General features: G+C 72.4%; 32 protein-coding genes. 27 read left to right on the plus strand and 5 right to left on the minus strand.

Translation table 11 applies throughout. The features are described 5' to 3' along the window. Position 1 precedes the first annotated feature (1 nt). The 18 genes from RVR_RS22235 to truA all read left to right on the plus strand — a co-directional run bounded on the left by RVR_RS22235 (position 2) and on the right by truA (position 11175). On the plus strand, positions 2-187 hold the full coding sequence (locus RVR_RS22235; protein ID WP_093713218.1) for a type Z 30S ribosomal protein S14: 186 nt from the start codon (positions 2-4) through the stop codon (positions 185-187). 130 nt (positions 188-317) lie between these two features. Further along, positions 318-716, plus strand: a complete 399-nt coding sequence (gene rpsH / locus RVR_RS22240; protein WP_202235525.1) for a 30S ribosomal protein S8 — start codon at positions 318-320, stop codon at positions 714-716. 21 nt (positions 717-737) lie between these two features. Continuing rightward, positions 738-1277, plus strand: a complete 540-nt coding sequence (gene rplF / locus RVR_RS22245; RefSeq protein WP_202235526.1) for a 50S ribosomal protein L6 — start codon at positions 738-740, stop codon at positions 1275-1277. A 2-nt stretch (positions 1278-1279) separates the two neighbouring features. Further along, positions 1280-1663: a 50S ribosomal protein L18 gene (rplR, locus tag RVR_RS22250; protein ID WP_103886906.1), complete on the plus strand. Its 384-nt coding sequence runs from the start codon at positions 1280-1282 to the stop codon at positions 1661-1663. Positions 1664-1742: 79 nt separating this feature from the next. Further along, on the plus strand, positions 1743-2348 hold the full coding sequence (gene rpsE, locus RVR_RS22255; RefSeq protein ID WP_031524774.1) for a 30S ribosomal protein S5: 606 nt from the start codon (positions 1743-1745) through the stop codon (positions 2346-2348). Beyond that, positions 2348-2530 (plus strand): 50S ribosomal protein L30, encoded by a 183-nt coding sequence (gene rpmD, locus RVR_RS22260; protein WP_031524772.1) that lies wholly within the window; start codon positions 2348-2350, stop codon positions 2528-2530. The genes rpsE and rpmD overlap by 1 nt, the downstream gene beginning before the upstream one ends. Before the next feature lie 2 nt (positions 2531-2532). Then, positions 2533-2985, plus strand: coding sequence for a 50S ribosomal protein L15 (gene rplO, locus RVR_RS22265; protein ID WP_430393162.1), 453 nt, complete (start codon positions 2533-2535; stop codon positions 2983-2985). Between the two features lie 194 nt (positions 2986-3179). Further along, the gene (gene secY / locus RVR_RS22270) at positions 3180-4496 is read left to right on the plus strand and encodes a preprotein translocase subunit SecY (protein ID WP_202235527.1); all 1317 of its coding nucleotides are present in this window, start codon (positions 3180-3182) and stop codon (positions 4494-4496) included. Continuing rightward, positions 4496-5164 (plus strand): adenylate kinase, encoded by a 669-nt coding sequence (locus tag RVR_RS22275; protein ID WP_202235528.1) that lies wholly within the window; start codon positions 4496-4498, stop codon positions 5162-5164. The genes secY and RVR_RS22275 overlap by 1 nt, the downstream gene beginning before the upstream one ends. A 135-nt stretch (positions 5165-5299) precedes the next feature. Next, the gene (map, locus tag RVR_RS22280; RefSeq protein WP_202235529.1) at positions 5300-6136 is read left to right on the plus strand and encodes a type I methionyl aminopeptidase; all 837 of its coding nucleotides are present in this window, start codon (positions 5300-5302) and stop codon (positions 6134-6136) included. Between the two features lie 155 nt (positions 6137-6291). Then, positions 6292-6513, plus strand: coding sequence for a translation initiation factor IF-1 (gene infA, locus RVR_RS22285; RefSeq protein ID WP_003956442.1), 222 nt, complete (start codon positions 6292-6294; stop codon positions 6511-6513). Between the two features lie 42 nt (positions 6514-6555). Then, on the plus strand, positions 6556-6669 hold the full coding sequence (gene rpmJ, locus RVR_RS22290; protein WP_003956441.1) for a 50S ribosomal protein L36: 114 nt from the start codon (positions 6556-6558) through the stop codon (positions 6667-6669). A gap of 184 nt (positions 6670-6853) precedes the next feature. Next, positions 6854-7234 (plus strand): 30S ribosomal protein S13, encoded by a 381-nt coding sequence (rpsM, locus tag RVR_RS22295; RefSeq protein ID WP_202235530.1) that lies wholly within the window; start codon positions 6854-6856, stop codon positions 7232-7234. Between the two features lie 67 nt (positions 7235-7301). Continuing rightward, entirely contained in the window at positions 7302-7706 is a 405-nt protein-coding gene (rpsK, locus tag RVR_RS22300; protein ID WP_003956432.1) for a 30S ribosomal protein S11, read from the plus strand. Positions 7707-7732: 26 nt separating this feature from the next. Beyond that, positions 7733-8359, plus strand: coding sequence for a 30S ribosomal protein S4 (gene rpsD / locus RVR_RS22305; RefSeq protein ID WP_202235531.1), 627 nt, complete (start codon positions 7733-7735; stop codon positions 8357-8359). A 129-nt stretch (positions 8360-8488) separates the two neighbouring features. Beyond that, positions 8489-9511 (plus strand): DNA-directed RNA polymerase subunit alpha, encoded by a 1023-nt coding sequence (locus RVR_RS22310; protein WP_093786121.1) that lies wholly within the window; start codon positions 8489-8491, stop codon positions 9509-9511. Positions 9512-9675: 164 nt separating this feature from the next. Beyond that, positions 9676-10224: a 50S ribosomal protein L17 gene (gene rplQ / locus RVR_RS22315; protein WP_202235532.1), complete on the plus strand. Its 549-nt coding sequence runs from the start codon at positions 9676-9678 to the stop codon at positions 10222-10224. A 105-nt stretch (positions 10225-10329) separates the two neighbouring features. Next, a complete protein-coding gene (truA, locus tag RVR_RS22320) occupies positions 10330-11175 on the plus strand; it encodes a tRNA pseudouridine(38-40) synthase TruA (RefSeq protein ID WP_202235533.1) in 846 nt (281 codons plus the stop codon). Positions 11176-11264: 89 nt separating this feature from the next. Here truA and RVR_RS22325 read toward each other — a convergent pair whose 3' ends face one another. Continuing rightward, positions 11265-11993, minus strand: a complete 729-nt coding sequence (locus tag RVR_RS22325; protein ID WP_202235534.1) for a hypothetical protein — start codon at positions 11991-11993, stop codon at positions 11265-11267. A gap of 724 nt (positions 11994-12717) precedes the next feature. On the opposite strand from RVR_RS22325, the gene RVR_RS22330 reads away from it, so the two are divergent. The 4 genes from RVR_RS22330 to glmM all read left to right on the plus strand — a co-directional run bounded on the left by RVR_RS22330 (position 12718) and on the right by glmM (position 17130). Then, positions 12718-14340 (plus strand): ABC-F family ATP-binding cassette domain-containing protein, encoded by a 1623-nt coding sequence (locus RVR_RS22330; protein WP_202235536.1) that lies wholly within the window; start codon positions 12718-12720, stop codon positions 14338-14340. 238 nt (positions 14341-14578) lie between these two features. Further along, positions 14579-15022, plus strand: a complete 444-nt coding sequence (gene rplM / locus RVR_RS22335) for a 50S ribosomal protein L13 (RefSeq protein WP_103886886.1) — start codon at positions 14579-14581, stop codon at positions 15020-15022. A gap of 39 nt (positions 15023-15061) precedes the next feature. Continuing rightward, a complete protein-coding gene (rpsI, locus tag RVR_RS22340) occupies positions 15062-15577 on the plus strand; it encodes a 30S ribosomal protein S9 (RefSeq protein ID WP_202235538.1) in 516 nt (171 codons plus the stop codon). Between the two features lie 194 nt (positions 15578-15771). Then, positions 15772-17130, plus strand: a complete 1359-nt coding sequence (gene glmM / locus RVR_RS22345; RefSeq protein ID WP_202235540.1) for a phosphoglucosamine mutase — start codon at positions 15772-15774, stop codon at positions 17128-17130. Between the two features lie 63 nt (positions 17131-17193). Here glmM and coaA read toward each other — a convergent pair whose 3' ends face one another. Beyond that, positions 17194-18171 (minus strand): type I pantothenate kinase, encoded by a 978-nt coding sequence (gene coaA, locus RVR_RS22350; protein ID WP_237404896.1) that lies wholly within the window; start codon positions 18169-18171, stop codon positions 17194-17196. 187 nt (positions 18172-18358) lie between these two features. On the opposite strand from coaA, the gene RVR_RS22355 reads away from it, so the two are divergent. Then, positions 18359-18727 (plus strand): holo-ACP synthase, encoded by a 369-nt coding sequence (locus RVR_RS22355; RefSeq protein ID WP_202235542.1) that lies wholly within the window; start codon positions 18359-18361, stop codon positions 18725-18727. A 2-nt stretch (positions 18728-18729) separates the two neighbouring features. Here RVR_RS22355 and RVR_RS22360 read toward each other — a convergent pair whose 3' ends face one another. Next, a complete protein-coding gene (locus tag RVR_RS22360) occupies positions 18730-18990 on the minus strand; it encodes a Txe/YoeB family addiction module toxin (RefSeq protein WP_202235544.1) in 261 nt (86 codons plus the stop codon). Then, positions 18987-19244: a type II toxin-antitoxin system Phd/YefM family antitoxin gene (locus RVR_RS22365; protein WP_202235546.1), complete on the minus strand. Its 258-nt coding sequence runs from the start codon at positions 19242-19244 to the stop codon at positions 18987-18989. Before RVR_RS22365 ends, RVR_RS22360 begins: the two co-directional genes overlap by 4 nt. Positions 19245-19355: 111 nt before the next feature. Here RVR_RS22365 and RVR_RS22370 point away from each other — a divergent pair, with 111 nt between their 5' ends. From RVR_RS22370 to tsaE, 4 genes are all read left to right on the plus strand, one after another. Continuing rightward, a complete protein-coding gene (locus RVR_RS22370) occupies positions 19356-20795 on the plus strand; it encodes an NAD(P)H-hydrate dehydratase (RefSeq protein ID WP_202235548.1) in 1440 nt (479 codons plus the stop codon). Positions 20796-21414: 619 nt separating this feature from the next. Continuing rightward, positions 21415-22572: an alanine racemase gene (gene alr / locus RVR_RS22375; RefSeq protein ID WP_202235550.1), complete on the plus strand. Its 1158-nt coding sequence runs from the start codon at positions 21415-21417 to the stop codon at positions 22570-22572. A gap of 59 nt (positions 22573-22631) precedes the next feature. Then, on the plus strand, positions 22632-23930 hold the full coding sequence (locus RVR_RS22380; RefSeq protein ID WP_202235552.1) for an alpha/beta fold hydrolase: 1299 nt from the start codon (positions 22632-22634) through the stop codon (positions 23928-23930). 11 nt (positions 23931-23941) lie between these two features. Next, positions 23942-24550, plus strand: a complete 609-nt coding sequence (tsaE, locus tag RVR_RS22385; RefSeq protein ID WP_202235554.1) for a tRNA (adenosine(37)-N6)-threonylcarbamoyltransferase complex ATPase subunit type 1 TsaE — start codon at positions 23942-23944, stop codon at positions 24548-24550. A 574-nt stretch (positions 24551-25124) separates the two neighbouring features. Here the strand turns inward: tsaE and RVR_RS22390 are convergent. Further along, entirely contained in the window at positions 25125-25640 is a 516-nt protein-coding gene (locus RVR_RS22390) for a hypothetical protein (protein WP_202235555.1), read from the minus strand. Positions 25641-25746: the final 106 nt, after the last annotated feature.

Genomic DNA, 25746 nt, shown 5'->3' on the forward strand with positions numbered 1-25746 from the left:
CGTGGCGAAGAAGGCTCTGATCGCTAAGTCGGCTCGCAAGCCCAAGTTCGCTGTGCGCGCGTACAACCGCTGCCAGCGCTGTGGCCGGCCGCACTCCGTCTACCGCAAGTTCGGCCTGTGCCGCGTGTGCCTTCGTGAGATGGCCCACCGTGGCGAGCTGCCGGGCGTGACCAAGAGCTCCTGGTAGTCCCCTCCCGGACATCAGGACCCGATCCACTACGCCGTAGGTCCCCGCACCACACCCGCTCCCGGCTCCGGCCGGGGGAGAGGGACGGAGCAGACAGGAAACCCCGGCGAGAGAGGCCCAGGGCCAACTCATGACCATGACCGACCCCATCGCAGACATGCTGACCCGTCTGCGCAACGCGAACTCGGCGTACCACGACGACGTCGCGATGCCGTTCAGCAAGATCAAGTCGCACATCGCGGAGATCCTCCAGCAGGAGGGCTACATCACCGGCTGGAAGGTCGAGGAGGCCGAGGTCGGCAAGAACCTCATCCTCGAGCTGAAGTTCGGCCCCAACCGCGAGCGCTCGATCGCCGGCATCAAGCGGATCAGCAAGCCGGGTCTTCGGGTCTACGCAAAGTCCACCAACCTGCCTCGGGTGCTGGGCGGCCTCGGCGTGGCGATCATCTCCACGTCGCACGGACTGCTCACCGGCCAGCAGGCGCAGAAGAAGGGCGTGGGTGGGGAAGTCCTCGCCTACGTCTGGTAACCGGGAAAGAGAGGTAGAGCAATGTCGCGCATCGGCAAGCTGCCCATCTCGGTTCCCGCCGGAGTGGACGTCACCATCGACGGCCGCACGGTCGCGGTGAAGGGCCCCAAGGGTTCGCTCACCCACACCGTCGCCGCGCCGATCGAGATCGCAAAGGGCGAGGACGGCGTGCTGCTGGTCACCCGCCCCAACGACGAGCGTGTCTCGAAGGCCCTGCACGGCCTGTCCCGCACGCTGGTGGCGAACATGATCACCGGCGTGACCGCGGGCTACAGCAAGTCCCTTGAGATCAGCGGTGTCGGGTACCGCGTCCAGGCGAAGGGCTCCAACCTGGAGTTCTCGCTCGGGTACAGCCACCCGATCCTCGTCGAGGCCCCCGAGGGCATCGCCTTCAAGGTCGAGTCCCCGGTGAAGTTCTCCGTCGAGGGCATCGACAAGCAGAAGGTCGGCGAAGTGGCCGCCAACATCCGCAAGTTGCGGAAGCCTGACCCGTACAAGGCGAAGGGCGTCAAGTACGCCGGCGAGGTCATCCGCCGCAAGGTCGGAAAGGCTGGTAAGTAGCCATGGCATACGGTGTCAAGATCGCCAAGGGCAAGGCGTACAAGGGTGCGGCGCTCAAGCGGCGCCACATCCGGGTCCGCAAGCGCGTCAACGGTACGTCCGAGCGCCCGCGCCTGGTGGTGACGCGGTCCAACCGCGGCATCGTGGCGCAGGTGATCGACGACCTGGCGGGCCACACGCTCGCGTCGGCGTCGACCCTGGACGCGTCCATCCGCGGCGGCGAAGGCGACAAGAGCGCCAAGGCGAAGCAGGTCGGCCAGCTCGTGGCCGAGCGTGCGAAGGCCAAGGGCGTCGAAGCTGTCGTCTTCGACCGTGGCGGCAACCAGTACGCTGGGCGGATCGCCGCCCTGGCGGACGCCGCCCGCGAGGCCGGCCTGAAGTTCTGAGCCGCCCGTCGCGGCAGCGACTTCAACGGTTGCTGCGTTGCTAGCGGAGAAACGCTAAGAGGATCGAGAGGTAATTCCAATGGCTGGACCCCAGCGCCGCGGAAGCGGTGCCGGTGGCGGCGAGCGACGGGACCGTAAGGACCGGCGGGACGGCGGCCAGCAGGCCGAGAAGACCGCCTACGTCGAGCGGGTCGTCGCGATCAACCGCGTCGCCAAGGTTGTGAAGGGTGGTCGTCGCTTCAGCTTCACCGCGCTGGTCGTGGTGGGCGACGGTGACGGCACCGTCGGTGTCGGCTACGGCAAGGCCAAGGAGGTGCCGGCCGCCATCGCCAAGGGTGTGGAGGAGGCCAAGAAGCACTTCTTCAAGGTCCCCCGTATCCAGGGCACCATCCCGCACCCGATCCAGGGCGAGAAGGCCGCGGGCGTCGTCCTGCTCAAGCCGGCTTCCCCCGGTACCGGTGTGATCGCCGGTGGCCCGGTGCGAGCCGTGCTGGAGTGCGCGGGCATCCACGACGTGCTGTCCAAGAGCCTCGGCTCGGACAACGCGATCAACATCGTGCACGCCACGGTGGCCGCGCTCCAGGGCCTTCAGCGGCCCGAGGAGATCGCCGCCCGCCGCGGTCTGCCGATCGAGGACGTCGCGCCCGCCGCGCTGCTGCGCGCCCGGGCCGGAGTGGGTGTGTGATGGCGCGCCTGAAGGTCACGCAGACCAAGTCCTACATCGGCAGCAAGCAGAACCACCGTGACACCCTGCGTTCGCTCGGGCTCAAGCGCCTGCACGACGTCGTGGTCAAGGAGGACCGCCCGGAGATCCGCGGCATGGTCCACACCGTCCGCCACCTCGTCACGGTCGAGGAGGTCGACTGATCATGGGTGACAACCCGATCAAGGTGCACAACCTCCGTCCGGCTCCGGGCGCCAAGACCGCCAAGACCCGCGTGGGTCGCGGCGAGGCGTCCAAGGGCAAGACGGCCGGTCGCGGCACCAAGGGCACCAAGGCCCGCTACCAGGTTCCGGAGCGCTTCGAGGGCGGGCAGATGCCCCTCCACATGCGGCTCCCGAAGCTCAAGGGCTTCAAGAACCCGTTCCGCACCGAGTACCAGGTCGTCAACCTGGACAAGCTCGCGGCCCTCTACCCCGAGGGTGGCGAGGTCACCGTTGCCGACCTGGTCGCCAAGGGTGCCGTGCGCAAGAACCAGCTCGTCAAGGTGCTCGGCACCGGCGACGTCTCCGTGGCCCTGCAGGTGACCGTTGACGCGGTCTCCGGCTCCGCCAAGGAGAAGATCACCGCCGCCGGCGGCACCGTCACCGAGCTCGTCTGAGCCGGATGTGCAACCCGACCGGGGACGCCCAGTACCTCAGGGCGTCCCCGGTCGTTCTTTTCTGTGAATTTTCCCTGGCCGATGGGTCATTCCTACCGGGGGCACGTCGCCGGTAAGGTGGCCGAGCCCCTATCCGTCAGAAATCTCACCAGAGACCGTCCTTCCGCCGTGGCGCGGGGGGTGCAGGAGGCACCGTGCTCACCGCGTTCGCCCGGGCGTTCAGGACGCCCGACCTGCGCAAGAAGCTGCTCTTCACGCTCGCCATCATCGTGGTGTACCGGCTGGGCGCGCACGTGCCGGTGCCGGGGATCGACTTCGGCGTGGTCAACGACTGCGTGAAGCAGACGAAGGGCAACAACAGCCTCTTCGGTCTGGTCAACATGTTCAGTGGCGGAGCGCTGCTCCAGCTCACCATCTTCGCACTCGGGATCATGCCGTACATCACGGCGAGCATCATCCTGCAACTGCTGACCGTGGTGATCCCGCGCCTGGAGGCCCTGAAGAAGGAGGGGCAGGCCGGTACCACCAAGATCACGCAGTACACCCGGTACCTGACGGTCGCGCTGGCGATCCTCCAGGGCACCGGCCTGGTGGCCACCGCCCGCTCCGGCAACCTCTTCTCGACCTGCACCCAGGGCAACGACATCGTCCCGAACCAGTCGATCTTCACCACCGTCACCATGGTCACGTGCATGACCGCGGGCACCGTGATGATCATGTGGCTGGGCGAGCTGATCACCGACCGCGGCATCGGCAACGGCATGTCGATCCTGATGTTCGTCTCGATCGCGGCCGGCTTCCCCGGCTCGCTGTGGGGCATCAAGGTCTCCGGCACCATCGCGGGCGGCTGGGTCGAGTTCATCTCCGTGATCCTGATCGGCCTGGTCATGGTGGGCCTGGTGGTCTTCGTCGAGCAGGCGCAGCGCCGCATCCCGGTGCAGTACGCGAAGCGCATGATCGGCCGCCGGTCCTACGGCGGCACCTCGACGTACATCCCGCTCAAGGTGAACCAGGCGGGTGTGATCCCGGTCATCTTCGCCTCGTCGCTGCTCTACATCCCGGCGCTGATCGTCCAGTTCTCCGGGTCGACGGCGGGCTGGGCGCAGTGGATCAGCCGCAACTTCACCAAGGGCGACCACCCGGCGTACATGGCCGCCTACTTCCTGCTGATCGTCTTCTTCGCCTTCTTCTACGTCGCGATCTCCTTCAACCCCGAGGAAGTCGCCGACAATATGAAGAAGTATGGTGGGTTCATCCCGGGTATCCGGGCCGGTCGTCCCACCGCTGAGTACCTGAGTTACGTCCTCAACCGCATCACGTGGCCCGGTTCGCTGTACCTGGGTCTGATCGCCCTCGTTCCGACGGTCGCCATCGCGATCTTCAACGGGAGCAACGGCAACTTCCCTCTGGGTGGCACCAGCATCCTCATCATCGTCGGTGTGGGTCTGGAGACCGTGAAGCAGATCGAAAGCCAGCTCCAGCAGCGCAACTACGAAGGGTTCCTCCGCTGATGCGTATCGTCCTGGTCGGGCCGCCCGGCGCAGGCAAGGGGACGCAGGCCGCGTTCCTCGCCAAGAACCTCTCGATCCCGCACATCTCCACGGGCGACCTGTTCCGCGCCAACATCAGTCAGGGCACCGACCTGGGCAAGCAGGCGAAGGCGTACATGGACGCCGGCGACCTGGTGCCCGACGAGGTCACGATCGGCATGGCCGAGGACCGGCTGGACCAGCCGGACGCGGCCGGTGGCTTCCTGCTCGACGGCTTCCCGCGCAACGAGCAGCAGGCGCGGGCGCTGGACGTCTACCTGGCGCGGCACGAGATCGCGCTGGACGGCGTGCTGGACCTGGAGGTCCCCGAGGAAGAGGTGGTCAAGCGGATCGCCGGCCGCCGGATCTGCCGCAACGACGGCTCGCACGTCTTCCACGTCGAGTACAAGCAGCCGAAGGAGGAGGGCGTCTGCGACGAGTGCGGCGGCGAGCTGTACCGGCGCGACGACGACGCCCCGGACAAGGTCCGCAACCGGCTGGAGATCTACCACCGCGAGACCGAGCCGATCATCGACTACTACAAGAAGCAGGGCCTGGTCGTGACGATCTCCGCGCTCGGCGCGGTGGCCGAGGTGACCACGCGGGCCATGACGGCCCTGCGCGCGGACGCCGGCGAGCCGACCGCGTAGGTCCCGGCGCCGGCCGGACCGGTGCATGTGCACACCACGGCCGTGGTGCCCCGACGGGCGCCACGGCCGTATGGTTGGGGTGGCAAGGACCTGACCGAACAGGGACCCAAGGCAGCAAGGAAGGCGTCGGCCGCGATGGTGGAGCTGAAGACCCCGGAGCAGATCGCGAAGATGCGGGAGGCCGGTCTGGTCGTCGCGGCGATCCACGAGGCGACCCGGGCGGCGGCGGTGCCCGGCGCCACCACCAGGGACCTGGACGAGGTCGCCGCGAAGGTGATCGCCGACCACGGCGCGAAGCCCAACTTCCTGGGCTACGGCGGCTTCCCGGGCAACATCTGCACGTCGGTCAACGACGTGGTGGTGCACGGCATCCCCGACTCCGTGACGGTGCTCAAGGACGGCGACATCCTCGCGGTGGACGCGGGCGCGATCGTGGACGGCTGGCACGGCGACGCGGCCTTCACCTGCCTGGTGGGCACCGGACACGCCCCGGAGCTGGCGGAGTTGAGCCGGGTCACCGAGGAGTCCATGTGGGCCGGGATCGCCGCCTTCCGCAAGGGCAACCGGCTGGACGACATCTCGCAGGCGGTCGAGTCGTACATCCGCCGCCAGCCGCGGCCGGCCTCGGGCAAGTACGGCATCGTGGAGGGGTACGGCGGGCACGGCATCGGCAGCCAGATGCACATGGACCCGCACGTGCTCAACTACGTCACCAAGAAGCGCGGTCGCGGCATCCGGCTGGTGCCCGGGCTGTGCCTGGCGATCGAGCCGATGGTGACGCTCGGCACCCCGCACACCCACGTGCTGGAGGACGAGTGGACCGTCAAGTCCGACGACGGCTCCTGGTCCGCGCACTGGGAGCACACCATCGCGCTGACCGAGCAGGGCCCGCTGGTGCTCACCGCCCCCGACGGCGGCCGGGCCAAGCTCGCGGAGTACGGCGTCACCACCGCCCCCGATCCGCTCTCCTAGCGGCGGCCGGCAGCCGCGGCGCGTAACGATCACGCTGCGTGGGCATACTCCCCGATTCGTCTTTCCGCCGCTGTTGCCGTAGACTCATATGTCGGCCCCGCGTGTCTTCCGGCATGTCCGGAGCCGACCCCGGTAGCCGATCCCGAAAGCAGGACATGGCCAAGAAGCAAGGCGCCATCGAGATCGAGGGCACCGTGATCGAGTCTCTGCCGAACGCGATGTTCAAAGTGGAGCTGCAGAACGGTCACAAGGTCCTCGCGCACATCAGCGGCAAGATGCGGATGCACTACATTCGCATCCTCCCGGATGACCGGGTCGTGGTGGAGCTGTCTCCCTACGACCTGACGCGCGGACGGATCGTCTACCGATACAAGTAACCCGCTTGTAGATCTCAACACGACCCGGAGAACCTCAGTCCCATGAAGGTCAAGCCGAGCGTCAAGAAGATCTGCGACAAGTGCAAGGTGATCCGCCGCCACGGCCGGGTCATGGTCATCTGCGACAACCTGCGCCACAAGCAGCGCCAGGGCTGACGCCCGCCGACCACCCCTGCACCCGCAGCACTTCGCGCGACGCAGCACGCGTACATACGCGGCTCCCATCCCCGTCCGACGGGGATGACACCCCCGGTGGAGGCCGGGGACCCGTTCCGTACCTGGTACGGCGGAAGGGAACCGGAGCCGCGGAAGACCTCCGAGAACACCAGGAGCCAAGCACATGGCACGCCTTTCAGGCGTTGACCTCCCGCGCGAGAAGCGCGTCGAGATCGCCCTCACCTACGTCTTCGGCATCGGGCGCTCGCGCGCCCAGGAGATCCTGAAGAACACCGGTGTGAACCCCGACACCCGAGTCCGCGACCTTGCCGAGGACGACCTCGTCAAGATCGGCAAGTGGGTCGACGAGAACTACACGACCGAGGGCGACCTCCGCCGTGAGATCCAGGCCGACATCCGCCGCAAGGTCGAGATCGGCTGCTACCAGGGTCTGCGCCACCGTCGCGGCCTGCCGGTCCACGGCCAGCGCACTCACACCAACGCCCGTACCCGCAAGGGTCCGCGTCGCGCCATCGCCGGCAAGAAGAAGCCGGGCAAGAAGTAGTCCGCAGCCAGACCCCATCAGCGGTCTTCGCTGTAGGACCGACCACCTCCACCGGGAGAACCGACACATGCCTCCTAAGGGCCGTCAGGGCGCAGCCAAGAAGGTGCGCCGCAAGGAAAAGAAGAACGTCGCTCACGGGCACGCCCACATCAAGAGCACGTTCAACAACACCATCGTCTCGATCACCGACCCCTCCGGGAACGTGATCTCCTGGGCCTCCGCCGGACACGTCGGCTTCAAGGGCTCGCGCAAGTCCACCCCCTTCGCCGCGCAGATGGCCGCCGAGTCGGCCGCCCGCCGCGCGCAGGAGCACGGCATGCGCAAGGTGGACGTCTTCGTCAAGGGTCCCGGCTCCGGCCGCGAGACCGCGATCCGCTCCCTCCAGGCCACCGGCCTCGAGGTGGGTTCGATCCAGGACGTCACCCCGACCCCGCACAACGGCTGCCGCCCGCCGAAGCGCCGCCGCGTCTGACCAGCTGATACAGGAGAACTGAGACAATGGCGCGTTACACCGGGGCCGACTGCAAGCGTTGCCGTCGGGAGAAGCAGAAGCTCTTCCTCAAGGGAGCTAAGTGCGAGAGCGCGAAGTGCCCGATCGAGATCCGTCCTTACCCCCCGGGTGAGCACGGACGCGGGCGCACCAAGGACAGCGAGTACCTCCTCCAGCTTCGCGAGAAGCAGAAGTGCGCGCGCATCTACGGTGTCCTCGAGAAGCAGTTCGTGAACTACTACAAGGAAGCGAACCAGAAGACCGGCAAGACCGGTGAGAACCTTCTGCGCATCCTTGAGACCCGCCTCGACAACGTGGTGTACCGGGCCGGCTTCGCCAAGTCCCGCGACCACGCCCGTCAGCTCGTCCGTCACGGACACATCACCGTCAACGGCCGCAAGACCGACATCCCGTCGGCTCGCGTGTCCGTCAACGACATCGTCGAGGTCCGCGAGCGGTCCCGTAACCTGACCCCCTTCGCGGTGGCCCAGGGCGAGGCCGGCGACCGGACGGTGCCCGCGTGGCTGGAGGCGAACGCCGGCAAGCTGCGCATCCTGGTGCACAGCCTGCCCGAGCGCCAGGTGATCGACACCCAGGTGCAGGAGCAGCTCATCGTCGAGCTCTACTCGAAGTAGTAGTCGGGTAGAAGTTCGCAGGTGAAGGGCGGTGCGGCCCCGTCTCACGACGGTTTCGCCGCGCCGCCCGTACCCTCGTAGTACAGGGGGCGTCAAATAGCGGGCGCCCACGACTGAAGGACCGAACACATGCTGATCGCTCAGCGTCCCTCGTTGACCGAAGAGGTCGTCGACGAGTTCCGCTCCCGGTTCGTGATCGAGCCGCTGGAGCCGGGCTTCGGCTACACCCTCGGCAACTCCCTGCGTCGTACGCTCCTCTCCTCGATCCCGGGTGCGGCTGTCACCTCGATCCGGATCGACGGGGTCCTGCACGAGTTCACCACCGTGCCGGGCGTCAAGGAGGACGTCACCGACCTCATCCTGAACATCAAGCAGCTCGTGGTCTCCTCGGAGCACGACGAGCCGGTCGTGATGTACCTGCGCAAGCAGGGCCCGGGTGTGGTCACCGCCGCCGACATCGCGCCGCCGGCCGGTGTCGAGGTGCACAACCCCGACCTGGTGCTGGCCACGCTCAACGCCAAGGGCAAGCTGGAGATGGAGCTGACCGTCGAGCGCGGTCGCGGCTACGTCTCCGCGGTGCAGAACAAGCAGCAGGGCCAGGAGATCGGCCGTATCCCGGTCGACTCCATCTACAGCCCGGTGCTCAAGGTCACCTACAAGGTCGAGGCGACCCGTGTCGAGCAGCGCACCGACTTCGACAAGCTGATCGTCGACGTCGAGACCAAGCAGGCCATGCGGCCGCGTGACGCCATGGCGTCGGCCGGCAAGACCCTGGTCGAGCTGTTCGGCCTGGCCCGCGAGCTGAACGTCGACGCCGAGGGCATCGACATGGGCCCGTCCCCGACGGACGCCGCCCTGGCCGCGGACCTGGCGCTGCCGATCGAGGAGCTGGAGCTGACCGTCCGCTCCTACAACTGCCTCAAGCGCGAGGGCATCCACTCGGTGGGCGAGCTGGTGGCCCGCTCCGAGGCGGACCTGCTCGACATCCGCAACTTCGGCGCCAAGTCGATCGACGAGGTCAAGGCGAAGCTGGCCGGCATGGGCCTGGCCCTCAAGGACAGCCCGCCCGGATTCGACCCGACCGCCGCCGCCGACGCCTTCGGCGCCGACGACGACGTGGACGCGGGCTTCGTGGAGACCGAGCAGTACTGAGCGCCACCGGCGCGGGGCGGGACTCCCGCCCCGCGCCATGTATGACGTGCCCCGCGAGGGGTTCCCCCGGGGCGAAGCCCCCGGGTTGCCACGAGCCGGCGGCCGCCGGCTCGCACTGACATCGGTACCTGACACGGCCGGTGCAGCGGAGAAGGAGAAGGACCATGCCCCAGCCCGCTAAGGGCGCCCGTCTGGGCGGGAGTGCCGCGCACGAGAAGCTGCTGCTCGCGAACCTCGCGAAGTCGCTCTTCGAGCACGGCCGGATCACCACCACCGAGGCCAAGGCGCGCCGGCTGCGCCCGGTCGCGGAGCGGCTGATCACGAAGGCGAAGAAGGGCGACATCCACAACCGTCGCCAGGTGCTGCAGCAGATCACCGACAAGGGTGTCGTGCACGCGCTCTTCACCGACATCGCGCCGCGGTACGAGAACCGCCCGGGTGGCTACACCCGCATCACCAAGATCGGCCCCCGTCGCGGCGACAACGCCCCGATGGCGGTCATCGAGCTGGTGGAAGCCCTCACCGTGCAGCAGAACGCGGTCGGCGAGGCCGAGGCCGCCACCAAGCGCTCCGCCAAGGACCGCGCCGGTGACGAGGCCCTGGCCGACGTCAAGAAGGCCGACGCGCCGGTCGAGGACGCGGCGCCGGCCGACGCCGAGCCCGCCGACGCCGCTCCCGCGGACGCGGCGGACGAGGAGTCCAAGGACGCCTGAGCGTTCTTGCGGTCCTTCGGGACCGGCGAGCGGGCCCGCACCCTCCGGGGTGCGGGCCCGCTCGCCGTATGGCGGGGCACGGGTACGAGGCGCGAGGAGCGACGGGTGAGCGAGAGGCCGGCGGACGGGTTCGTCCGGGTGCGCTTGGATCTTGGGTACGACGGGGCGGACTTCTCCGGGTGGGCGAAGCAGCGCAGCCGGCGCACCGTGCAGGGGGAGCTGGAGTCCGCGATCGCCACGGTGCTGCGGCTGCCGGACCCGGTCGAGCTGACGGTGGCGGGCCGCACCGACGCGGGCGTGCACGCCCGCGGGCAGGTGGCGCACGTGGACCTGCCGGCCGAGGTGTGGGAGCGGGAGAGCGGGAGGCTGCGGCGCCGGCTGGCCGGGCGGCTGCCGTGGGACGTGCGGGTGTGGGGGGTGGCGCAGGCGCCGCCCGGCTTCGACGCCCGGTTCTCCGCGGTGTGGCGCCGGTACGCGTACCGGATCGGCGACCACCCGGGCGGGGTGGACCCGCTGCTGCGCGGCCACGTGCTGTGGCACGACCGCCCGGTGGACGTGGACCTGATGAACGACGCCGCGAAGCTGATGCTGGGGGAGCACGACTTCGCCGCCTACTGCAAGAAGCGGGAGGGCGCGACCACCATCCGCACCCTGCTCGACCTGGCGTGGGAGCGGACCGCGGACGGCCTGGCGGTGGCGACGGTACGGGCCGACGCCTTCTGCCACAACATGGTGCGGGCGCTGGTCGGGGCGATGATCCTGGTCGGCGACGGGCACCGGCCGGTCGGCTTCCCCGCGGAGGTGCTGGCCGGACGCGAGCGGCACTCGGCCGTCAACGTGGTGCGGCCGCACGGCCTGACGCTGGAGGAGGTCGGCTACCCGGCCGACGAGCTGCTGGCCGCGCGCAGCCGGGAGGCCCGCAACATCAGGACGCTGCCCGGCTGCCGGTAAGGGCCGCCCTCCAGGAGGACGGCCCTTACCCGGGTCCTGCGCGGGCCCGGCACCGGGTCCTGAGCGGGCCCGGCACGTCCGGTGCGGCCCTACTGGCTGTTCGCCTGGGCCTGCGCCGCGTCGCGCCCGCGCTGGACGATCCGCTGGAAGGCGAAGTCCGACGCGTCGTTGGCGGCCTGCGCGCCGGTGGTGTTGTCCGAGGTGAGGGTCGTGCCGTTCTTGAAGCCGGCGATCGCGAAGTAGGCGTAGCGGCCGACCGAGTTCGAGGTCATCTGGCAGGCCACGGCGTGGCAGAAGTCGGCGATGCCGCCGCCGTTGAGCGGCCTGACGTACTGCGCGACGCTGTGCACCTTGGTGGCGTGGGAGGCGTCGGCGAAGACGGCGACCCCGATGGTGACGGCGATCGCCCCGTTGGTGTAGGTGGCGCGCAGCATCTCGGTGCAGCCGTCCGCGGCGAGCGCGCCGGAGAGCTGGCCGCCGGCCGCCGCGGAGCACGCGGTGGTGCTGGAGGTGGTGGTCTTGGCGTAGGTGCGGCCGCCCAGGACGAACTGCTTGCCCGGGAAGAGCGACGCCGGGCTCAGCGGCGCCTTGTCCTTCGCCGCGGAGGAGATGAAGTCCAGCGGGTTCGCCGGCGAGGGCGGTGCCACGGAGGAGAACGACGGCTCGGGCGGCAGCGGCTTCTGGCTGCCGGAACCGCTCGCCGAAGCGCTCGGGTCGGCGATCGTGTGGTCGGAGCCCTTGCCGGACACCACCACGGCCGTGGCCACGCCGCCGGCGATCACCGCGACGGCGACGGCCCCGCCGACGAGCATCATCACCCGGCGGCGGCGCCGCTCCCCGCTGGCCTGCTCGTCGGCGAGCGCGCTCCAGTCGGGTGTGCCGGGCGCGGACCCGCCCGCAGCCCCGGACGGGGATGCCGCCGGGCCCGTCCCGCCGCCGGCTCCGCCGGGCGCCTGCGGCCCCGGGTAGCCGTACCCGCCACGGCCGCCGCCCGCGGACGGTCCACTGGCGGCTCCGGCTGCCTCATGACGGGGGAAGCCGTACCCGCCGGAGGCGGCCGGCCCGCCCGCGGGCGCCTGCTGCGGTGCCTGCTGCCGGGGCTGCTGCGCGAAGCCCTGGCCGCCAGGAGCCGTCCCCGCCTGCCCGGACCCGGCCGGCGGGCCCGACGCGGCCGGGGCGGCCCGGGGCGGGGTGTGCGCGCCCTGCCCGCCGGGCGGACCCGGTGTGCCCGGGCGGACGCTGTACGGGCCTTCGGGGGCACCGGCCCCGGGCGCCGTGGCCGCGGGGGCCTGGGCGTCCTGCGCGTCCTCGCGCCGGGGAGCCGACTGCTGCGGCGGGCCGGCGAAGCCGCGCCGGGGGTCGGACGTGCGGGAGGGGATGACGCGTCCCTCCAGGACCTCGCGGGGGCCGTCGGAGGCTTGTTTACGGGGTTCCTGCGGGGGCTGCTGCCCCGGCCCTTCACTCATGTCGCGCATCATATGGCCGTCGCGGCCCGGGAAAAGGACTTGGGGCGGGTCCGCGGGGACAGGGAGAATCCGGGCCATGGGTCATGTCGAAGCCGCGCACATCGAGTACTACCTCCCGGACGGCCGGGCGCTGCTCGGCGACGTCTCGTTCCGGGTCGGCGAGGGCGCCGCGGTGGCCCTGGTGGGGCCGAACGGAGCGGGCAAGACCACGCTGCTGCGGCTGGTCTCCGGCGAGCTGAAGCCGCACGGCGGCACCGTCACGGTCAGCGGCGGCCTGGGCGTGATGCGCCAGTTCGTGGGCAGTGTCCGCGACGACCGCACCGTCCGCGACCTGCTGGTGTCCGTGGCGCACCCCCGTATCCGGGCCGCCGCGAAGGCGGTGGACGCCGCCGAGCTGGCGATCATGGCGCAGGACGACGAACCGGCGCAGATGGCGTACGCCACGGCGCTGAGCGAGTGGGCCGAGGCGCGGGGGTACGAAGCGGAGACGCTGTGGGACATGTGCACCGTGGCGGCGCTCGGGGTGCCGTACGACCGGGCGCAGTGGCGCGAGGTGAAGACGCTCTCCGGCGGCGAGCAGAAGCGGCTGGTGCTGGAGGCGCTGCTGCGCGGCCCGGACGAGGTGCTGCTGCTGGACGAGCCGGACAACTACCTGGACGTGCCGGGCAAGCGCTGGCTGGAGGAGCAGATCGCGCAGACCCGCAAGACGGTGCTGTTCGTCAGCCACGACCGCGAGCTGCTGGCGCGGACCGCGGAGCGGATCGTCAGCGTGGAGACCGGTCCCGCCGGCTCCACCGCGTGGGTGCACGGCGGCGGGTTCGACACCTTCCACGCGGCCCGCAAGGAGCGCTTCGCCCGGTTCGAGGAGCTGCGCCGCCGCTGGGAGGAGGAGCACGCCAAGCTCCGGGCAATGGTGCTGCGGCTGCGGCAGCAGGCTGCCAACAGCCCCGACATGGCCTCGCGCTACCACGCGGCGCAGACCCGGCTGCGGCGGTTCGAGGAGGCGGGCGCGCCCCAGGAGCCGCCGCGCGAGCAGGACATCCGGATGCGGTTGCAGGGCGGCCGGACCGGGGTGCGGGCGGTCACCTGCGAGCAGCTCGAACTGACCGGCCTGATGCGGCCGTTCGACCTGGAGGTGTTCTACGGCGAGCGGGTCGCGGTGCTGGGGTCCAACGGGTCGGGCAAGTCGCACTTCCTGCGGCTGCTGGCGGGGGACGCCTCGGTCGCGCACACCGGGACGTACAAGCTGGGCGCCCGGGTGGTGCCCGGGCACTTCGCGCAGACGCACGCCCACCCCGAGCTGGCCGGCCGCACCCTGGTGGACATCCTGTGGGCCGAGCACGCCCGCGACCGGGGCCGCGCGATGTCGGTGCTGCGCCGGTACGAACTGGAGCGGCAGGGCGACCAGTCCTTCGACAAGCTCTCCGGCGGCCAGCAGGCCCGCTTCCAGATCCTGCTGATGGAGCTCCAGGGCACCACCGCCCTGCTGCTGGACGAGCCGACGGACAACCTCGACCTGGAGAGCGCGGAGGCGCTCCAGGAGGGCCTGGAGGCGTACGACGGGACGGTCCTCGCGGTCACCCACGACCGGTGGTTCGCCCGCGCCTTCGACCGCTACCTCGTCTTCGGCTCCGACGGCCTGGTCCGCGAGACGCCGGAGCCGGTCTGGGACGAGCGCAGGGTCGAGCGGCCGCGCTGACCGTCCGGGGCGCTCCGGGGACCGCGTTTTGACCCGCCAGGGTGGGCACGGGTATTCTGCGATGTCGTTATGCGTATTGGCTTGCTCTATCTCACGTGAGAGGCCCTTACGCCGGTCCACCGGGCCGATGACCAGCGGTAGGTCCACGGGTTGCGTCCCCGTGTGCCACCAGGGCTGTCGTGATCGCCGGGTGGCCTTGTCAGGACCAACTCACCGAAGATAGCGAAGGCTCACGACCGTGCGTACGTACAGCCCCAAGCCCGGCGACGTTCAGCGCCAGTGGCATGTCATCGACGCGCAGGACGTCGTCCTGGGTCGCCTGGCCACCCAAGCCGCGACCCTCCTGCGGGGCAAGCACAAGCCCATCTACGCGCCCCACGTCGACACCGGTGACTTCGTCATCATCATCAACGCCGACAAGGTGCACCTGTCCGGGAACAAGAAGACCCAGAAGATGGCGTACCGCCACTCCGGGTACCCCGGCGGTCTGCGCTCGGTGCGTTACGACGAGCTGCTGGCCAAGAGCCCGGAGAAGGCCGTCGAGAAGGCCGTCAAGGGCATGCTCCCCAAGAACACCCTGGGCCGCCAGATGCTCACCAAGCTGAAGGTCTACTCGGGCGACCAGCACCCGCACGCTGCCCAGCAGCCGGTGCCGTTCGAGATCACCCAGGTCGCGCAGTAGTCCCGGCCACCTGCTACCAGAAAGAACCTGAGGAGAATCGTGGCTGAGACCACCGCCGAGACCCCCGTCGAGGGCGAAGAGTCCTACGACGAGATCACGACCTTCGAGTCCGAGGCCGTCGAGGGTGAGTACACCTCCGAGTCGCTGGCCTCCCGCTTCGGCGACCCGCAGCCGGCCGCCGGCACCGGCCGCCGCAAGCGCTCCATCGCCCGCGTCCGGATCATCCCCGGCAGCGGCAAGTGGAAGATCAACGGCCGCACCCTCGAGGGCTACTTCCCGAACAAGGTGCACCAGCAGGAAGTCAACGAGCCGTTCAAGGTGCTGGAGCTCGACGGTCGCTACGACGTCGTCGCCCGCATCTCCGGCGGCGGCATCTCCGGCCAGGCCGGTGCGCTGCGCCTGGGTGTCGCCCGTGCGCTCAACGAGGCGGACGTCGACAACAACCGCGGCCCGCTCAAGAAGGCCGGCTTCCTGACCCGTGACGACCGCGCGGTCGAGCGGAAGAAGGCCGGTCTGAAGAAGGCCCGCAAGGCGCCGCAGTTCAGCAAGCGCTAGTCGTCCCGGCGGGGGAGCCGGCGCCTTGCGCCCACCCCCGTCCGACGCGCGACGCAACGCCCCGGAGGCACATCGGTGCCTCCGGGGCGTTCGCATGATGAGCTAGGGGCGTATATGTGTGCTTGTACGACCCTGCGGGATCGCGGCACACCGCAAGCAGAGCCGAGCCGCCGCATCGCATCGGAGGAAACACTGTGGGACGACTCTTCGGCACCGACGGGGTGCGGGGCATCGCCAACGCCGACCTGACGGCGGAGCTGGCGCTCGGCCTGTCGGTCGCGGCGGCGCACGTACTGGCCGAGGCGGGCAGCTTCGCCGGCCACCGGCCGGTGGCCGTGGTCGGGCGCGACCCGCGGGCCTCCGGCGAGTTCCTGGAGGCCGCCGTGGTGGCGGGCCTGGCCAGCGCGGGCGTGGACGTCCTGCGCGTCGGTGTGCTGCCCACTCCCGCGGTGGCGTATCTCACCGGCGCGCTGGGCGCCGACCTCGGCGTGATGCTCTCCGCCAGCCACAACGCCATGCCGGACAACGGCGTCAAGTTCCTGGCCCGCGGCGGCCACAAGCTCGACGACGAGCTGGAGGACCGGATCGAGGCGGTCTACGAGGAGCACCGCACCGGCGCCCCGTGGGTGCGTCCGACCGGCGCCGGCGTCGGCCGGGTCCGGGACTACGACGAGGGGTTCGACCGGTACGTCGCCCACCTGGTCGCGGTGCTGCCCAACCGGCTCGACGGCCTGAAGATCGTGCTCGACGAGGCGCACGGCGCGGCCTCCCGCGTGTCGCCCGAGGCGTTCTCCCGGGCCGGCGCCGAGGTGGTCACCATCGGCGCCCAGCCCGACGGCCTCAACATCAACGACGGCTGCGGCTCCACCCACCTCGACCTGCTCAAGGCCGCCGTGGTCGAGCACGGCGCGGACCTGGGCATCGCCCACGACGGCGACGCCGACCGCTGCCTGGCCGTGGACGCCGCCGGCGAGGAGATCGACGGCGACCAGATCCTGGCCGTGCTGGCGCTGGCGCTGCGCGAGCAGGGCGGGCTGCGCGAGAACACCGTGGTCGCCACGGTGATGTCCAACCTCGGCTTCAAGCTGGCGATGGAGCGCGAGGGCATCAACCTGGTGCAGACCGCGGTCGGCGACCGCTACGTGCTGGAGTCGATGAAGGAGCACGGCTACGCGCTCGGCGGCGAGCAGTCCGGCCACGTCATCGTGCTGGACCACGCCACCACCGGCGACGGCACCCTGACCGGGCTGCTGCTGGCCGCCCGGGTGGCCGCCACCGGCCGTTCGCTCGCCGACCTGGCCACCGTCATGCGGCGGCTGCCGCAGGTGCTCGTCAACGTCCCCGACGTGGACAAGGACCGGATGCCGCGCGCCCCCGAACTGGCCGTGGCCGTCAGCGACGCCGAGGCGGAGCTGGGTACCACCGGCCGGGTGCTGCTGCGCGCCTCGGGCACCGAGCCGCTGGTGCGGGTGATGGTCGAGGCGGCGGACATCGACCACGCGCGCACGGTCGCCGGGCGGCTGGCCGACCTGGTCAAGGCGACCCTGGGCTGAGGCCGGGCCGGCGACACCCGGGCGGTGGGGCGGGGCGCGGCCCCGCCCCACCGCCCGCGCGCCTCACAGTTTGCGCAGCCTCAGCCGCTGGACCTTGTGCCGCTCGCCCTTGCGCAGCACCAGGGTGGCGCGGCCGCGGGTGGGCAGCACGTTCTCCTCCAGGTTGGGCCGGTTGACCGTCCGCCACACCATCCGGCCGTACGCCAGCGCCTCGTCCTCCGGCACCTGGGTGTACTTCCGGAAGTAGGAGTCCGGGTCCTGGAAGGCGGTCTCGCGCAGCTTGCGGAACCGGTCGAGGTACCACTGCTCGATGTCCTCGGTGCGCGCGTCGACGTACACGCTGAAGTCGAAGTGGTCGGCCAGGCTGATCCGGGTGCGGCCGTCCTTGCCGGGCAGCGCGGGCTGGAGGACGTTCAGCCCCTCGACGATCAGGATGTCCGGGCGGCGCACGCTCAGCCGCTCGCCGGGCACGATGTCGTAGCTCAGGTGCGAGTAGACCGGCGCGGTCACCTCGGGCCGGCCGGACTTCACGTCCGCGACGAACCGGATCAGCGCGCGGCGGTCGTACGACTCGGGGAAGCCCTTGCGGGCCATCAGCCCGCGCCGCTCCAGTTCGGCGTTGGGCAGCAGGAACCCGTCGGTGGTGACCAGTTCCACCTTCGGGTGCTCCGGCCAGCGGGCCAGCAGTTCGCGCAGGACCCGGGCGGTGGTGGACTTGCCGACCGCGACGCTGCCCGCGACGCCGATCACGAACGGCGTGCCGGGCTGGGCGCCGGCCGGCCCCGCGGCCGACCCGAGGAAGGTGTTGAGCGCCCCGCGCAGGCCGCTGTGCGCGGCGATGTACAGGTTGAGCAGCCGGGACAGCGGCAGGTAGACGTCGACCACCTCCTCCAGGTCGACGACGTCGCCGAGCCCGCGCAGCCGCTCCACCTCCTCGGCGGTGAGCGGCAGCGGGGTGCGGTCGCGCAGCGCGCTCCACTGGGCGCGGGTCAGGTCGACGTAGGGACTCGTGGCGGCGGCGTGCGGTGGCGTGGTCGGCACCCGGCCATTGTCCAGCCGGCGGGCAACGGCCGTGCCGCCGGGGGCGGATGGCGGGCCCCCGGCCGGCGCGCCCGTAAGCTGGCCCCATGGACGGCAGCGCGCGGCAGGACGGCCGCACCGGCACGGCATCCTGTACGGCGTCTCGTACGGCGGCCGCCGGGGCGTCCGGCGCGCGGGCGGGTGCGCGGTGATCGTCGGGGTGGGCATCGACGTGGCCGAGATCGAGCGCTTCGAGGCGGCGCTGGCCCGCACCCCGGGGATGGCCGCCCGCCTGTTCACCCCGGCCGAGCTGCTGCTCCCCTCCGGGGCGCCGCGCGGCTCCGCCTCCCTGGCGGCGCGCTTCGCCGCGAAGGAGGCGCTGGCCAAGGCGCTCGGCGCTCCCGCCGGCCTCCAGTGGCTCGACGCCGAGATCACCACGTCGCCCGCCGGACAACCGCACCTCGCCGTCCAGGGCACGGTCGCCGCCCGCGCCGCGCTCCTGGGCGTCCGCGGCTGGCACGTCTCCCTGTCCCACGACGCGGGCATCGCCTCGGCCGTGGTGATCGCCGAGAGCTGAGGTCAGCACCCGTAGGGGTAACGGCAGGCCGCGATCCGGATCTCGTCGTCGACCACTTTGCAGACGAGGCGGTGCTCGTCGGTGATGCGGCGGGACCAGTAGCCCTGGAAGCCGTGTCTCAGCCGCTCCGGCTTGCCGATGCCGTCGTTGCCGTTGCGGGCGATGCCCTCGACCAGAGCGTTGATGCGCTTGAGTACCTTGCGGTCCTGGACCTGCCACCACACGTGGTCGTCCCAGGGCGCGTCGTCGAAGACGACCTTCATTCGTCCTCGACCAGTTCACGGGGAGTGCCGGCGCCGTGCTCCAGCCGGTCGATGGACGCGAGGAGACGGCGCGCGTCGGCCGGGCTGCGGAGCAGGTAGGCGGTCTCGCGGAGCGATTCGTACGCGTCCAGAGAGACGATCACCACCGGGTCATGGCCGGCGCGGGTGATGACGACCTCTTCCCGGTCGTCGTTCACGGAGTCCAGCACCTCGGCGTACCGGGCGCGGGACTCGGAGTACGTCACGGTCTTCATGACCACCTCCTTCTGTACGGAACGTTCTACAACAGATGTGCCCCGGGGCGGCGTGGCGGCGGGTTCGGGGGCTCCGTAAGCTCGGGAGGGGCGCCGAGGGGAAGGTTGCTGATGAGGTACGGGCACAGCGTGGAGACCGTGCGGCGGGCCGAGGCGGCGCTGATGGCGCGGGTGCCGGAGGGCGCGTTGATGCAGCGCGCGGCGGCCGGACTGGCGGGTGCGGGCACCGACCTGCTGGGGCGGGTCTACGGCGCGCGGGTGGCGGTCCTGGTGGGCAGCGGCGCCAACGGCGGCGACGCGCTGTACGCCGCGGCCCGGCTGCTCCGCAGGGGCGCCGCCGCGACCGCGGTGCTGCTGAACCCGGAACGCGCGTACGCCGAGGGCCTGGCCGCCTTCCGGTCGGCCGGCGGCCGGGTGGCGGCGGCGGACGGGGGCGCGCGGGCCGTCGCCCGCGCCGACCTGGTGCTGGACGGCGTCACCGGCATCGGCGGCAAGGGGGGCCTGCGCCCCGAGGCGGCCGACCTCGCGCTGGCCGCGCGGGACGGGCGGGGGGCGGTGCTCGCCGTGGACCTGCCCAGCGGGGTGGACGCCGACACCGGCGAGGTGCACGGCCCGGCGGTGCACGCGGACGCGACCGTCACCTTCGGCACGTACAAGCCCGCGCTGCTGGTCGACCCGGCGGCGGAGTTCGCCGGGGCGCTGCGGCTGGTGGACATCGGGCTGGACGGCGACCTCGGGGCGCCCGAACTGGAGGCGCTCCAGCACGCCGACGCAGCGGCGCTGCTGCCGCGCCCGAGCGGGGAGAGCGACAAGTACCGGCGGGGCGTGGTCGGGGTGGCCGCCGGCTCCGAGCGGTACCCGGGCGCGGCGGTGCTCGCGGTGTCCGGGGCGCTGCGCGGCGGCGCGGGCGCGGTGCGGTACGCCGGTCCGGGCGGGCCGGCGGTCCTGGCCCGGCACCCCGAGACGCTGGTGTCGGCGGGTTCGCCGCGCGCGGCCGGGCGGGTGCAGGCGTGGGTGGTCGGGCCCGGGCTCGGCGACACCTCGCAGGCGCGCACCGCGGTGGACGACGCGCTGGCCGCGGACGTGCCGATCCTGGTGGACGCGGACGGGCTGCGGCTGCTGACCCCCGAGGCGGTCCGGCGGCGTACGGCGGCGACCGTGCTGACCCCGCACGCGGGGGAGGCGGCCGCGCTGCTCGGCTGGGCGCGCGAGGACGTCGAGGGCCGGCGGCTGCACGCGGTACGGGAGCTGGCCGCGCGCTTCGGGGCGACCGTGCTGCTCAAGGGCTCCACGACGCTGGTGGCCGACCCGGACCCGGGCCGCCCGGTCCGCGTCAACGCCACGGGGACGGCGTGGCTCGCCACGGCCGGCAGCGGCGACGTGCTGTCCGGGCTCACCGGGTCCCTCCTCGCGGCGGGCCTCGCCGCCCGGGACGCCGCTTCGCTGGGGGCGTACCTGCACGGCCTGTCCGCCCGCCTCACCCCCCACCCCCTCACCGCCCTCGACCTCGCCGACTCCCTCCCCGCCGCCTGGCACAACGTCTCCGCGTAGCCCCGCCGGGGGCCGGGGCGGAGGCACCCGCCCGCTTCGACGGCGGGTCGCCCCGTCAGGGGCGCGGGGAACTGCGCGCCCAGCCCCCACTGACATGTCACCCGGGCGGACACGTGAGCGGTCGCGGCGGGTTGCCGCACCCGCGTGCCGGGTGGCCTGGGCGGACACGCGCGCCGTGGCGGCGGGTCGCCGTGCGGGTGCCTGTGCGCTACGGCGGCAAGTCGCCCCGTCAGGGGCGCGGGGAACTGCGCGCCCAGCCCCCACTGACATGTCACCCGGGCGGACACGTGAGCGGTCGCGGCGGGTTGCCGCACCCGCGTGCCGGGTGGCCTGGGCGGACACGCGCGCCGTGGCGGCGGGTCGCCGTGCGGGTGCCTGTGCGCTACGGCGGCAAGTCGCCCCGTCAGGGGCGCGGGGAACTGCGCGCCCAGCCCCCACTGACATGTCACCCGGGCGGACACGCGAGCCGTGGCGGCGGGTTGCCGCACCCGCACCCTGACTCCGCGGGTTCCACCGCCACCGCAGAGCCCTCCCACCTCGGCCTGAGACACTGGGAAGTAGCCGCACCCCCGCCCGCCCGCCCCAAAAGCCCCTGCAAGGACCCTGCGAGGACCGCCACATGCACACCGGCCCCCTCATCCCCCCGTCGCTCCGCGCCACCGCGCTGATCGACCTCGCCGCACTCCGCTCCAACGTGGCGGCCCTGCGCGCCCACGCCCCGGGCGCGGCGTTCATGGCGGTGGTGAAGGCCGACGCGTACGGCCACGGCATGGTCGAGTGCGCGCGGGCCGCCCGCCAGGCCGGCGCGGAATGGCTCGGCGCCGCCACCCCGCAGGAAGCCCTCGCCCTGCGGGAGGCGGGCCTTCCGGGCCGCATCCTGTGCTGGCTGTGGACCCCCGGAGGGCCCTGGCGGGAGTGCGTCGAGGCCGGCATCGACGTGACCGTCAGCGCCCGTTGGGCACTGGACGAGGTGGTCGCGGCCGCGCGGGCCGCCGACCGCCCCGCCCGGGTCCAACTGAAGATCGACACCGGCCTCGGCCGCAACGGCGCGCAGCCCGCGGACTGGCCGGACCTGACCCGCGCCGCCCGCGCCGCCGAACGGGAGGGCACCGTCCGCGTCACCGGCGTGTGGTCCCACTTCTCCTGTGCCGACGAACCCGACCACCCCTCGATCGCCCGCGAGCTCACCGCGTTCCGCACCGCCCTGGCGCAGGCGGCGGACGCCGGGCTGGAGCCGGAGGTGCGGCACCTGGCGAACTCGCCCGGCACCCTCACCCTCCCCGAGGCCCACTTCGACATGGTGCGGCCCGGCGTCGCGATGTACGGCATCTCGCCGGTGCCCCGGCTCGGCGGCCCCGCGGACTTCGGGCTGCGCCCGGTGATGACGCTTGCCGCCCGCCTCGCCTCGGTCAAACGGGTCCCCGGCGGCCACGGCGTCAGCTACGGCCACCTGTACGTCACCCCGGGTGAGACCACGCTTGCGCTGGTGCCGCTGGGGTATGCAGACGGTGTGCCGCGGCACGCGTCGGGCACGGGCCCGGTGCTGGTCGCCGGCAAGTGGCGCACGGTGGCGGGGCGGGTGGCGATGGACCAGTTCGTGGTGGACCTCGGCGGCGACGGTGCGGCGCCGGGCGACGAGGCCGTGCTCTTCGGCCCGGGCGACGCGGGCGAGCCGACCGCCGAGGACTGGGCCCGTGCGTGCGGCACCATCGCGTACGAGATCGTCACCCGGATCGGCGCCCGGGTGCCGCGGGTGTACTCCGGCGAGGCGGCGTGAGCGGCCGCCCCGCGCCCGCGTGCGGCCGCCGTCGCCAGCCCGGCCGGAGCACCTGACCCATGGCAGAGGGAGCGGGGATGAAGTGGGAGCGCGCCGGCCTGGTCGGCGCCGCGATCGGTGTGGTGGCGGCGGGCGCGGCCGCGGGGGTCGCGATCGAGCGGGCCACCGTGGGCCGCGGGACGCGCCGCCGCGCACAGCTCGCCCTCGACGCCGCTGGCCCGTACGGCAGCCTGCGCGGCGCCCCCGGCAGCGCGGTCGCCGAGGACGGCACCGAGCTGTACTACGAGACCGACGAGGCCGACGAGGCCGAGCCCGCGTCCGAGCCGGCGTCCGAGCAGGCAGGGCCGTCCCGCGAAGCCGGGTCCGTGCGCCCCGCCAGGCGCGGCTGGCTGCGCGGCCGCCGCGCGGACACCGGCGCCGGCGCCGGCGCCGGCGCCGGACCGGACCAGGACGCGCAGGACCCGCCGGAGCCGCTGACCGTGGTCTTCTCGCACGGCTACTGCCTCAACCAGGACTCCTGGCACTTCCAGCGGGCGCTGCTGCGCGGCGCGGTGCGGGCGGTCTACTGGGACCAGCGCAGCCACGGCCGCAGCGAGCGCGGCCGGGACCAGCTCGCGGGGGAGCCCGCCACCATCGACCAGTTGGGCCGCGACCTGAAGGCGGTGCTGGACGCCGCGGCGCCCCGCGGCCCGGTGGTGCTGGTCGGGCACTCCATGGGCGGGATGACGGTGATGGCCTTCGCCGACCAGTACCCGGAGTACGTCCGCGAGCGGGTCGCCGGGGTCGCGCTGGTCTCCACCTCGTCGGGCAAGCTCGCCGCGGACACCCTCGGCCTGCCCGCGGCCGGTGCCCGGGCGTTCCGCGCGATCGCGCCGGGGCTGCTGCGGGTGATGGGCCGCCAGGCGGAGCTGGTGGAGCGCGGCCGGCGGGCCACCGCCGAGCTGTTCGCCGGCGTCATCAAGCGCTACAGCTTCGGCTCCGACGACGTCGATCCCGCCGTGGCCCGCTTCGCCGAGCGGCTGATCGAGGCCACCCCGATCGACGTCGTGGCCGAGTTCTACCCGGCGTTCACCGCGCACGAGAAGGTCGGCGCGCTCGCCGTGCTGGACGGCCGGCCCGCGCTGGTGCTGGCCGGCGGCAAGGACCTGCTGATGCCGAGCGCGCACAGCGCGGAGATCGCGGCGCGGCTGCCGGACGCCGAACTGCTGGTGGTGCCGGGCGCCGGCCACCTGGTGCTGTTCGAGCGGCCCGAGGTGGTGGGCCCCGCGCTGGCGGCGCTGGTCGCGAAGGCCGCGGACGGCGTGCGCGCGCCCGTACCGCGGCGGCTGCGCGAGCTGACGGCCGCCGCCGACGCGTAGCATTCGCCTTCATGGGCAAACCGCACGACCCTTATCCCGCGGGCGCGGGCACCGCCGAGGACGCGCACGCGGTCCGGATCACCGTACGCACCGCGGAACACATGCGTGAGCTGGGACGACGGCTGGCCGCGCTGCTGGCCCCCGGCGACCTGGTCCTGCTCACCGGCGAGCTGGGCGCGGGCAAGACCACGCTCACCCGCGGGCTGGGCGAGGCGCTCGGCGTGCGCGGCGCGGTCACCTCGCCGACGTTCGTCATCGCCCGGGTGCACCCGTCACTCACCGGCGGCCCGGCGCTGGTCCACGTCGACGCCTATCGCCTCGGCGGCGGCCTGGACGAGATGGAGGACCTGGACCTCGACGTCTCCCTGCCGGAGTCCGTGGTGGTGGTGGAGTGGGGCGAGGGCAAGGTCGAGGACCTCTCCGACGCCCGGCTCCAGGTGGTGATCGGCCGCACGATCGGCGAGGAGCGGGACCGCACGGCGGACGGGGAGTCCCGTGAACGGGTCTCCCCGGGCGGCCTGGACGGGGAGCGGGACGGCGCGGACGACACGCGCGAGGTGACCGTGATCGGCATCGGGCCGCGCTGGGCCGGGCAGGACCTCACGCCGCTGGTCCTCTGAGCCGGTGCCCCGGTCGGCGGACCGGCCGGGGCCGGGAGGTTGCGCCGACACTCTGTCGGGAAGATGTTGCGCAGGAGCGGTTGGCCGTGGTGTGCTGGTAGCGGCCACCTGCTTAGGGTTGCCTAACTTCTCTTCCCGGGGAGGCGTGCATGACGTCCGAAGACGACGCCGCCGCACAGGCTCCGACGCCCACAGCGGCTGCACCGGCTGCACCGGCGGCATCCGCGGCGCCGGCCGGGTCCGCGGTGCCCGCGGTGCCCTCGGTGCGGGACCTCCTCGTGTCCTGCGCGGCCGCCCGTACGGTCTCCACGCCGCCCTCCGCCGACGAGGAGCGCACCGGGTCGCGGGGCCACCGGCCGACCGGCGGAACCGGACCGCGGCGGTAGTCGGAACCGGACCGCGGAGGTCGGCAGGGCCGCGGCGGTAGGCAGGGCGGGGCCGCGACGATGGGCGGGCGGAGCCGCGCCGTCCGGAGGCGCGGCCGACGCGGTACGGCCGCGGCGCGGCGCCCGTGCGGCGGTTCGCCGGTTCCCCGATTCCCGGGTTCGGCGGTGCGGCCGGGGCCGGATGGTTGCTACGGCACCACGGCGACCAGTGAACCCACGGGCGCGTGCCGCCAGAGCGCGTCCGCGTCCGCGGGCGCCTCGCGGATCGCGGCCCCCCGGGCGCCCGCGCCCCCCTCCGGAGCGAACCCGACGTTCACTCCATCGGTGGACGCGAACAGGACGACCCGGCCGCTCTCGCGGGCGAAGACGCGGTGCGTGCCGCGCGCGGGGGCCGCCGTGCCGCCGCGCACCCCGTAGCTGCGCAGCACACCGTCGTGCGCGTCCACCAGCCACACCCGGTGCCGGCCGAGGCTGTAGACCACCCGGGAGCCGTGCCCGGTGCCGGCCGGGAGCGCGGTGGAGGCGGCCGCGGACGTGCCGGAACCCGTGGCGGAGGGCGTGGCCCCGTCGGCAGCGGCGCCGTGCACGCCTCCCATGTGGCGCCGAGGCGGCGCGTCGGCCGCCGCGGCCGTCAGCGCGCCCACCACCGCGATCGCCGTCGCGAGGAACCCGGCCGCCGCGACTCCCGAGCTGATCCGCACCACGGGCGCCGTCCTCCCGTCGGACCGGCTCGCCGCCGGAACCGACTGTCATATAGGTGTAATAAGGCTTTTGTCGGATTTGAACGTAGCAGTCACCCCGCCCATGCCC

Origin of the sequence: Streptomyces sp. SN-593 (assembly GCF_016756395.1) — a bacterium.
GTDB classification, from domain to species: domain Bacteria; phylum Actinomycetota; class Actinomycetes; order Streptomycetales; family Streptomycetaceae; genus Actinacidiphila; species Actinacidiphila reveromycinica.

Excerpts from the sequence above, each read along its gene's own strand:
- RVR_RS22380 (WP_202235552.1), top strand. The coding sequence starts at position 22,632 with ATGGCAGAGGGAGCGGGGATGAAGTGGGAGCGCGCCGGCCTGGTCGGC.
- rpsD (WP_202235531.1), top strand. The coding sequence starts at position 7,733 with ATGGCGCGTTACACCGGGGCCGACTGCAAGCGTTGCCGTCGGGAGAAG.
- rplO (WP_430393162.1), top strand. The coding sequence starts at position 2,533 with ATGGGTGACAACCCGATCAAGGTGCACAACCTCCGTCCGGCTCCGGGC.
- RVR_RS22365 (WP_202235546.1), bottom strand. The coding sequence starts at position 19,244 with ATGAAGACCGTGACGTACTCCGAGTCCCGCGCCCGGTACGCCGAGGTG.
- rplQ (WP_202235532.1), top strand. The coding sequence starts at position 9,676 with ATGCCCCAGCCCGCTAAGGGCGCCCGTCTGGGCGGGAGTGCCGCGCAC.
- map (WP_202235529.1), top strand. The coding sequence starts at position 5,300 with ATGGTGGAGCTGAAGACCCCGGAGCAGATCGCGAAGATGCGGGAGGCC.
- rplF (WP_202235526.1), top strand. The coding sequence starts at position 738 with ATGTCGCGCATCGGCAAGCTGCCCATCTCGGTTCCCGCCGGAGTGGAC.
- infA (WP_003956442.1), top strand. The coding sequence starts at position 6,292 with ATGGCCAAGAAGCAAGGCGCCATCGAGATCGAGGGCACCGTGATCGAG.
- RVR_RS22370 (WP_202235548.1), top strand. The coding sequence starts at position 19,356 with ATGAGGTACGGGCACAGCGTGGAGACCGTGCGGCGGGCCGAGGCGGCG.
- tsaE (WP_202235554.1), top strand. The coding sequence starts at position 23,942 with ATGGGCAAACCGCACGACCCTTATCCCGCGGGCGCGGGCACCGCCGAG.
- RVR_RS22330 (WP_202235536.1), top strand. The coding sequence starts at position 12,718 with ATGGGTCATGTCGAAGCCGCGCACATCGAGTACTACCTCCCGGACGGC.
- rpmJ (WP_003956441.1), top strand. The coding sequence starts at position 6,556 with ATGAAGGTCAAGCCGAGCGTCAAGAAGATCTGCGACAAGTGCAAGGTG.
- rplR (WP_103886906.1), top strand. The coding sequence starts at position 1,280 with ATGGCATACGGTGTCAAGATCGCCAAGGGCAAGGCGTACAAGGGTGCG.
- RVR_RS22310 (WP_093786121.1), top strand. The coding sequence starts at position 8,489 with ATGCTGATCGCTCAGCGTCCCTCGTTGACCGAAGAGGTCGTCGACGAG.
- rpsM (WP_202235530.1), top strand. The coding sequence starts at position 6,854 with ATGGCACGCCTTTCAGGCGTTGACCTCCCGCGCGAGAAGCGCGTCGAG.
- RVR_RS22360 (WP_202235544.1), bottom strand. The coding sequence starts at position 18,990 with ATGAAGGTCGTCTTCGACGACGCGCCCTGGGACGACCACGTGTGGTGG.
- RVR_RS22275 (WP_202235528.1), top strand. The coding sequence starts at position 4,496 with ATGCGTATCGTCCTGGTCGGGCCGCCCGGCGCAGGCAAGGGGACGCAG.
- rpmD (WP_031524772.1), top strand. The coding sequence starts at position 2,348 with ATGGCGCGCCTGAAGGTCACGCAGACCAAGTCCTACATCGGCAGCAAG.
- alr (WP_202235550.1), top strand. The coding sequence starts at position 21,415 with ATGCACACCGGCCCCCTCATCCCCCCGTCGCTCCGCGCCACCGCGCTG.
- rpsK (WP_003956432.1), top strand. The coding sequence starts at position 7,302 with ATGCCTCCTAAGGGCCGTCAGGGCGCAGCCAAGAAGGTGCGCCGCAAG.
- rpsH (WP_202235525.1), top strand. The coding sequence starts at position 318 with ATGACCATGACCGACCCCATCGCAGACATGCTGACCCGTCTGCGCAAC.
- rpsE (WP_031524774.1), top strand. The coding sequence starts at position 1,743 with ATGGCTGGACCCCAGCGCCGCGGAAGCGGTGCCGGTGGCGGCGAGCGA.